Origin of the sequence: Microcoleus sp. B4-C1 (genome assembly GCF_036705285.1) — a bacterium.
Classification (GTDB): Bacteria; Cyanobacteriota; Cyanobacteriia; order Cyanobacteriales; family Microcoleaceae; genus Microcoleus.
Genome location: NZ_JAUBUC010000151.1, coordinates 1 through 7665 on the forward strand (window position 1 = coordinate 1; position 7665 = coordinate 7665).

Here is a 7665-nt window from a genome sequence, read left to right on the forward strand (position 1 = left end):
GGGATTTTAAAATCCCAAAAGCCTTTCGACCCCAATTATTTGACTGCTACCCCTTGACAGGTCAAGACAGTATCTACGGTTCAATTGTACCTGGTGTTGATTCAATACATTTCAAACTACCGCGTCCAAGCCAGCCAGCGATTAAACAAATTTTTCACAAACGGCGTCAAACGAGTGCGATTGTAAGCATCTCCGGCTTTCCGAATTGCATCAGCTTGTGTCGGATACGGGTGAATTGTGCTAGCAATCTTTCCCAAACCAATATTGTTAACCATTGCCAAAGTAATCTCGCTGATCATATCCCCAGCGTGTCGCGCTACAATAGTTGCACCTAATATTTTATCGCTACCTTTTTTGACGTGAATTTTCACAAATCCTTCCTCTTCGCCGTCAATAATTGCCCGATCGACTTGATTGAAAGGAATTAAAAATGTATCGATATCAATGCCTTTTTCCTTAGCCTCGTGTTCCCCAATTCCGACGCGAGCAATTTCCGGGTGTGTGTAAGTACACCAAGGTATCGTCAAAGCGCTGAGCTTTTTGCGCCCGAAAAATAGAGTGTTTTGAATTACTATTCTCGCGGCAAAATCAGCAGCGTGAGTGAATTTATGTTTCATGCAAATATCGCCTGCGGCATAAATGCGGGGATTAGTAGTTTGCAAATTGTCGTTGACAAATACGCCTGTTTGTGTATCGTATTCTACGCCGATCGCCTCCAGATTCAATCCTTCGACGTTGGGCGATCGCCCTGTACTCACAATAATTTCATCTACTGTTACCGATGCTTCCTTACCTTGAGATTTATAATAAATTACTTTGCCTGCATTTGTTTTCTCAACGCGCTCTATTTGGGATTCAAGTATTAGCTGAATTTTTTCCTTTACAAAAGCCTCCTGCACGATTTTAGCAGCATCCGCATCTTCCTTGTCTAAAATCTGAGCATTTTTGTGCAACAACACGACTTCCGAACCCAGTCGCCGAAAGGCTTGAGCCAATTCGCAGCCGATCGGCCCGGCGCCAATTACTGCCAAACGTTGCGGTTTTTCGGTCAGGTTAAAAACAGTTTCATTTGTCAGATATCCAGCTTCTTGTAAACCGGGAATTTGCGTTTGTCGCGCCCTTGCACCTGTGGCAATTACTGCTTTTTTAAAGCGGAGAGTTTGACCTGCAACTTCTACTGTATTATTGCTAGTAAAACGACCCGAACCTAAAAAAACATCAACTCCTAATTTATCTTGGTAGCGTTGAACAGAATCAACATCGCTGATTCCCGCCCTGATGCGGCGCAGCCGTTCCATCACAGCGGCAAAATCCACTTCTACACTGTCAGAAACATTAACACCAAATTTATTTGCTTCCCAGATATCGCCAACAGTGCGGGACGAGCGAATTAAAGCTTTTGACGGCACACAACCGACATTCAAACAGTCGCCGCCCATCAAATGTTTTTCAATCAAAGCAACTTTCGCGCCCAAACCTGCGGCACCTGCAGCCACAATTAATCCGGCGGGTCCCGCGCCAATTACTACTAAATTATAAGAACTAGCCGGCTGCGGATTTACCCAATCGGGCGGATGCAAATAGGAGACTAATTTCTGGTTGTGTTCGTCCATCGGGGGGACAGTTACGCGATCGACTTTTGATTGTGACATTGGCAAATTCTCCTAATTAAATACTTTTTTCTAAAGCTTTGCTGGCTATCCGAGTGATAAAGACAGTAACAGCGACAGTAGCGAGAAAACTGATAATATTAATCAACCATTTTACGGCGGAATCTTGAGGATTTGCATACACAGTTTGCGTGCCTATCGCAGCAACCTCTCCCACCAAAGAACCGGAGTAAACGTACATAATTGTACCCGGTATCATGCCAAAGGAACCCAGCACGTAATCTTTCAAAGAAACTTGAGTGATTCCCAGAGCGTAATTCAATAAATTGAAAGGAAATAAAGGACAAAGACGAGTCAAAAAAACTATTTTTAATCCTTGTTGGGAAACGGCGCGATCGAGAGCATTAAACTTGGGGTGAGATTCCATATATTTTACCACGCGATCGCGACACAAATAGCGCCCGATCGCAAAAGCAAATACAGCACCTAAAATGGACGCCACAAAGACGTAAACCGAACCCCACCACAAACCAAAAATCGCTCCCCCTCCCAGCGTCAGTACCGAACCCGGTACAAACAGCACAGTAGCCAAGTTATAAGTAGCTACAAAAGCCACTGGCCCCCACCACCCTAAATCCTCGATCCGCATTAACAGAGTTCTCAAAACATCTTGAACGTAGGCAGAGCGAGTTGCTACAATTAAGAGAGCGAGCAAAAGTGCGATCGCAAAAAACAACACGATGCGTTTAAGTTTTACCCTAGCATAATCTTGGATTCGTGCTTTTGCCATGATTCACCCGCAAATATTTATCAGCATTATACTCCAAACTTAAATTATTACTGTAAACTACCCTACAAGCGATCGTCATGACACCAAAAGCCCAACTTCCAATCCCCGAACATTTTGACCCCGAAAAATTAGGCGAAGTCTGGCGAGTACCCTACCAAGAACGCGCCGCCCAAGCGAAAGATTGGGCAAAGCAGCACAACATTCAGCCAGCATCCAGCGACACAAACAGCATTTGTTTGCTGATAATCGATGCCCAAAATACCTTTTGTTTGCCCGAATTTGAATTATTTGTGGGCGGGCGTTCCGGTAGCGGCGCAGTTGATGACAACCTGCGACTGTGCGAATTTATTTACCGCAATTTAAACGCAATTACAACCATTGCGCCGACAATGGATACCCACACCGCCATGCAAATTTTTCATCCAATTTTTTGGATAAACGAAGCTGGCGAACACCCCCTACCAGCCGCAACTTCTATTACACTCGAAGAAGTCGAAAAAGGCATTTGGAAAGTCAATCCAGCCGTCGCCAATAGCATCAGGGGGGGCAATTTTTCAGCACTGGAAAAACAGGCTTGCCACTACGTCAAAAAACTCAGCGCCGATGGGAAATATCCCCTGACAATTTGGCCCTATCACTCAATGTTAGGTGGCATCGGACACGCCCTGGTTTCTGCGGTGGAAGAAGCTGTATTTTTTCATACTATAGCCCGCAACAGCCAAGCAGTTTTTGAGATCAAAGGCGGGAATCCACTGACTGAAAACTATTCGGTTTTGCGGCCTGAAGTTTTAGATGGATTCGACGGCAATCCGATTGCGGAAAAGAATGCTAAGTTTATTGAGAAATTGCTCGATTTTGATGCGGTAATTATTGCCGGACAAGCCAAAAGTCACTGCGTTGCTTGGACAGTTGATGATTTGTTAACGGAAATTTTGGCGCGAGATCCGAATTTGGCAAAGAAGGTTTATTTGCTGGAAGATTGCACTTCGCCTGTGGTTGTTCCGGGTGTTGTTGATTTTACGGAACAAGCAGATGCAGCTTATCAAAAATTTGCGGCGGCGGGAATGAATGTGGTTAAGTCTACTCAGTTAATGGAGAGTTGGCCCGATATTTATTTAGACAGATAGTGTTTAGAGGAAAGCTAAAATGAGCATAGTTAGCTTGTTGGTGAGGTAGAATAGAGATAACTTAGCAACTGGCTATTAGAACTAATCGCTTAACTTTATGAATACCCTCGATCACGTCCTCGAAACTGCTTTGAAGCTCACCTACGAACAGCAGGAAATGTTGATTAAAATTCTACAAAACCGTCACCGCGAAAATCGCCGTGCAGAAATAGCTGCGGATGCCCAACAAACCTTGGCTGATTTCCGTGCAGGCCAATTTCGACAGCAATCAGCCGAGGATGTCGTTGCGACTTTGCGCCAGTCTTTGCACGACGAGTCAGAATCATGAGACGGCTGATTTTAACCCCTAAATTCAAACGGGCATTCCGAAAGTTTGTGAGGCGAAATGCTGACCTCCAGCAGCGCATTGAAGATACTCTTCAACAAATGGAAGCAGACGTATTTTTGCCTGCCTTGGGTACCCACAAACTCAGCGGCCAACTTGACGGTCTTCAGTCTTGTTCTTGTGGCTATGATTGTCGTGTTGTCTTCTCTATCGAACAGGATACCGAAACTAACTGTGAGGTCATTGTTCTGCTAGATATCGGGACGCATGATGAAGTTTATTAGCACAAAATCCGTTTCTAATACTTACTTGTCCGTGGGGTGGGGGCGGGTTTTTGAGACGATCAATTTTAGGCGGTTATGGTTGGTTAAACCCGCCGCTACATTTCCTGATTTCTAATACTTATTTCCCATCCAATCGGGGTACTCCTTCCAAAAAACTGCCGCTCAGCATTAACTCAGTCATCCGATCTAAGCTGCCGCTGATTTTTAAATTTTTATCTGTTTGAAAGCGCTCAATATCTGCTTGCAAATTACCAGAATTATATCCTAATTTACTCAAATAGTCAATAGCTTGCTGATTGCTTAACAAGATATCCGCAGACCGGAAAATCGGCACGTATTGATCGCGCCAAACCTGGGCAAAAGTTGCCCTATCTAAAAAGAAAATCCTGCCCCGCGCCGGGTCTCCAATGGCAGCTACACTGTCATTCATTCCCAGCAAAGCCACCGCGTGCGGTAGCTTCCGAGGGCCGTCAAATAGCCAAACTGCTAGCACTCCGGGGCGATTAATTTGCTGAATTTGCTCCCAAGTTGGCGTTAGTTCGATCGCATTTACGCCCAAAGCTCTTGCTGCTACAATTATTTGTGGCATCGAAGTTCCCAAGCGACTCGTCCGTGCAAAACGCGCTACACTCGATTCCGTCGCCTCGATTCCCCAACGCCTTAACACTGTTGCTAGGGCGGCGGGGGCGCAACTGCTGTTAGATGTTTGCCGAAATACACCGTTTGGCTGCAAATTATCTATTAAATCAGCGTAAATGGGCGCCAGAAAATAGTTTTCAGCGCCTGTAAATCCTCCCAATCCCAACAAGCCAATTAGGATGACTGCGATTACTTGCGATCGCGCCGTCAACCAGCTTACACTAAAGCCAATACCGCAGACTCCCATCAACATCACTCTGAGTAAAGTCCAAGTAACTCGCATTCCGTGAAAGCGCCACTCGATCGGCAAAGCTGGCATTTGAGGCAGATTTAGAGCCAGTAGCAGCAAGGCAATATAAAAACCCAAAAACAGCAGGGCGATCGAATTTCTGCCCTTAAACAAGTCGTTAGCCGTCACTCCCGATCGAACTAACACCCGCCCGAACCGCATTCCCCAGACAAACAGCACCGAACCCAGCACCAGCGTCACTACTATTTCCATGAACTCAAAATTGTGTTGCTTAACTAGGTTGTAACATTTATGCGATCGACTTGAACCCCAATCAATAGTGGGAGAGAGGAACACTGGGAAAGAGAAACAGTGGGGGAGAGAATTTGACCACGAATTTCAAAGGTGGTACCCGCCACGTGATTTATCCGTGGAATCAATCCAAAATCGAAAATCCTCAAGCCCCCGCATTTATCTCGCGCAAGTCAATCGAAAATCTAAAATCTAAAATCTAAAATCGATTGACGATGTTTGGGTTTGGTTCCTGAATTTCCCGCTACAATCGAATAAACAGGATTTATCCAAAATCGAAGCAGGCAAAACAACCCTTAATCCTAAAGGCTTTGACCTGCATAGCTTGCTCGCTATTAAGTTTTTTCAGGTTTTTCTTGATGAGTCTGAGTCAATGGTTGAGAATCAGATAATTCAGCTACCTAACCCAACAGGAGATATTGCCATGTTTGCCAACTTAAAGCTGAGAAACCGGAGGCGACTCGGATATGCAGTTCCCATTGTTTTGAAGGAGATGAATTTGTTTGTTTTTTAAAGAGAGGAAAAAATTAAGATGATTAACTTCAAAGCCACCAAATTAAGAGAGCGTATTCTGTGGGGATATTCCCTACCGATTTTGCTGTCAGTTGGAGCCGCTACTTTGGTTTTCTTTAATGCTAAAGAAGTAGAACAAAAAGCCAAAATTCTAAATAATTCTAATGCTGTTGTTATAGATTTAAAAACTCAACAGCTAGGATTTGCAGGTATGCAAAAAGCTGCTCGGGGGTATTTTTTGGCCAAAAATAGTGCTTTCTTAACTGAATACAATGAAGAGGCAAACAGCTTTGACAAATCCTATCAGGATTTACTTAATCGGGCACAAAACCCGCAACAGCGCCAGCGGCTAGATGAAATGAAGGTCTTAAAAAATCAGATAGACAAAATCTATAAACAAGCCTTTTCTTTGGTTGAGCAAGGTAAGCGAGACGATGGAGTTAACTTATGGAACACACAAATTGTACCAAAGCTTCGTCAGGTTGATGCTATAGCTAAGGAGTTTCAAAGCACCGAGGAAGGGATTTTAATTGATCAAGAAAAAGAGCAAATTCAAGCTTTGCAGTTCCTGACTACAGTGGTGATTTTAAGCACTGCTTTAGCTGCACTTACGGCAATTGTGCTCGCTTTGTGGATTGCTTCAGGCATTGCAAAGAGCATGAATCAGTCAGTCAATATGATTGTTAGTTCTTCCACAGAGATTGCTGCCACAGTTGAACAGCAGGAACGCACAGCCGCCCAGCAATCGAGCTCTGTAAATCAAACTACAATCACAATGGATGAGTTGGGCACTGCTTCCCAACAATCAGCCCAGCAAGCCCAAGCTGGTGCGGAATCTGCACGGCAAGCTTTAAAGATCACTGAAAAGGGAACCCTAGCAGTGGAGCAAACACTGGAATCGATGACAATATTGAAAGAAAATGTCGGGGCGATCGCGGCACAAATTCTGAAATTGAGCGAACAAACCCATCAGATTGGCAATATCTCTACTGATGTCACAGATTTAGCAAATCAAACAAATATGCTGGCACTGAATGCCTCAGTAGAAGCAGTCCGGGCGGGTGAAAACGCCAAAGGTTTTACTGTCATAGCCACAGAAATCCGCAAACTAGCAGATAAAAGTAAGAAATCAGCCGAGAAAATTAACCGCCTAGTCGATGATATCAAGAATGCGATAAATTCCACCGTAACGGTGACAAAGGAAGGTACTAAAACAGTAGAAGAAGGAACCATAATCAGTCAAGAAACGGCAGCAGCTTTCTCGGAAGTAGCAAATGCGGTTAACAATGTGGTATTGAACAATCAACAAATTTCTCTAACTGCTCAACAACAAGCAGTTGCTATTAAACAAGTAGTGGATACTATGAACAGCCTCAACCTATCTGCAAAAGAAACAGCTAGTGGTATTACTCAAACCAAAGTAGGCACTCAACAATTGAACGATGCAGCCCACAATCTCAATTCAATTGTCTAAATGGTGCTCAGTGTTTTGGGCTAGCAGACTAGCAATTGATAGCATTGAGTCAATCGATTTTAGATTTTAGATTTTAGATTTTAGATTCAAGCATTGACTTGCGCGAGATAAATACGTTCGGCAAGTTTCATCGGATACAGGTTTTTTATTTCTGGACGGATGAATCTGGGGGCTTGTATCCTGGATGCTTTCGGTCATGAATTGATCGGGCAGCCCTCCCAGCTTGTCAAACCTGCGGCATCCAAGTCAATCGATTTTAGATTTTAGATTTTAGATTTTAGATTCAAGCATTGACTTGCGCGAGATAAATACGTTCGGCAAGTTTCATCGGATACAGGTTTTTTATTTCTGGACGGATGAAT

Annotated in this window: 8 protein-coding genes; 5 read left to right on the forward strand and 3 right to left on the reverse strand. The window is 44.0% G+C overall.

Annotated elements, in window-relative coordinates:
- Positions 1 to 116 precede the first annotated feature (116 nt).
- Together QUB26_RS30600 and QUB26_RS30605 are read right to left on the reverse strand one after the other, a co-directional pair.
- The gene (locus QUB26_RS30600; RefSeq protein WP_333246907.1) at positions 117 to 1652 is read right to left on the reverse strand and encodes a mercuric reductase; all 1536 of its coding nucleotides are present in this window, start codon (positions 1650 to 1652) and stop codon (positions 117 to 119) included.
- Positions 1653 to 1668: 16 nt separating this feature from the next.
- Positions 1669 to 2400 carry a TVP38/TMEM64 family protein gene (locus tag QUB26_RS30605; RefSeq protein WP_333246905.1) on the reverse strand — a complete coding sequence of 244 codons (732 nt, stop codon included), beginning with the start codon at positions 2398 to 2400 and terminating at the stop codon, positions 1669 to 1671.
- Between the two features lie 77 nt (positions 2401 to 2477).
- Here QUB26_RS30605 and QUB26_RS30610 point away from each other — a divergent pair, with 77 nt between their 5' ends.
- The 3 genes from QUB26_RS30610 to QUB26_RS30620 all read left to right on the forward strand — a co-directional run bounded on the left by QUB26_RS30610 (position 2478) and on the right by QUB26_RS30620 (position 4136).
- Positions 2478 to 3527, forward strand: a complete 1050-nt coding sequence (locus tag QUB26_RS30610; protein WP_333246903.1) for an isochorismatase — start codon at positions 2478 to 2480, stop codon at positions 3525 to 3527.
- A gap of 97 nt (positions 3528 to 3624) precedes the next feature.
- Complete coding sequence (locus tag QUB26_RS30615) at positions 3625 to 3855, forward strand: hypothetical protein (protein WP_333246902.1); 231 nt, start codon at positions 3625 to 3627, stop codon at positions 3853 to 3855.
- The gene (locus QUB26_RS30620) at positions 3852 to 4136 is read left to right on the forward strand and encodes a type II toxin-antitoxin system YafQ family toxin (protein WP_333246900.1); all 285 of its coding nucleotides are present in this window, start codon (positions 3852 to 3854) and stop codon (positions 4134 to 4136) included. The genes QUB26_RS30615 and QUB26_RS30620 overlap by 4 nt, the downstream gene beginning before the upstream one ends.
- Positions 4137 to 4254: 118 nt before the next feature.
- Here QUB26_RS30620 and QUB26_RS30625 read toward each other — a convergent pair whose 3' ends face one another.
- Complete coding sequence (locus QUB26_RS30625) at positions 4255 to 5277, reverse strand: cysteine peptidase family C39 domain-containing protein (protein ID WP_333246898.1); 1023 nt, start codon at positions 5275 to 5277, stop codon at positions 4255 to 4257.
- Between the two features lie 412 nt (positions 5278 to 5689).
- On the opposite strand from QUB26_RS30625, the gene QUB26_RS30630 reads away from it, so the two are divergent.
- Positions 5690 to 5830 (forward strand): hypothetical protein, encoded by a 141-nt coding sequence (locus QUB26_RS30630; protein WP_333303017.1) that lies wholly within the window; start codon positions 5690 to 5692, stop codon positions 5828 to 5830.
- An 18-nt stretch (positions 5831 to 5848) separates the two neighbouring features.
- A complete protein-coding gene (locus QUB26_RS30635; protein ID WP_333246896.1) occupies positions 5849 to 7303 on the forward strand; it encodes a methyl-accepting chemotaxis protein in 1455 nt (484 codons plus the stop codon).
- Positions 7304 to 7665: the final 362 nt, after the last annotated feature.

What these genes read in the sequence shown, in the direction of transcription:
- QUB26_RS30605 (WP_333246905.1), bottom strand. Translation starts at nt 2,400, where the DNA reads ATGGCAAAAGCACGAATCCAAGATTATGCTAGGGTAAAACTTAAACGC.
- QUB26_RS30620 (WP_333246900.1), top strand. Translation starts at nt 3,852, where the DNA reads ATGAGACGGCTGATTTTAACCCCTAAATTCAAACGGGCATTCCGAAAG.
- QUB26_RS30625 (WP_333246898.1), bottom strand. Translation starts at nt 5,277, where the DNA reads ATGGAAATAGTAGTGACGCTGGTGCTGGGTTCGGTGCTGTTTGTCTGG.
- QUB26_RS30635 (WP_333246896.1), top strand. Translation starts at nt 5,849, where the DNA reads ATGATTAACTTCAAAGCCACCAAATTAAGAGAGCGTATTCTGTGGGGA.
- QUB26_RS30615 (WP_333246902.1), top strand. Translation starts at nt 3,625, where the DNA reads ATGAATACCCTCGATCACGTCCTCGAAACTGCTTTGAAGCTCACCTAC.
- QUB26_RS30610 (WP_333246903.1), top strand. Translation starts at nt 2,478, where the DNA reads ATGACACCAAAAGCCCAACTTCCAATCCCCGAACATTTTGACCCCGAA.
- QUB26_RS30630 (WP_333303017.1), top strand. Translation starts at nt 5,690, where the DNA reads ATGGTTGAGAATCAGATAATTCAGCTACCTAACCCAACAGGAGATATT.
- QUB26_RS30600 (WP_333246907.1), bottom strand. Translation starts at nt 1,652, where the DNA reads ATGTCACAATCAAAAGTCGATCGCGTAACTGTCCCCCCGATGGACGAA.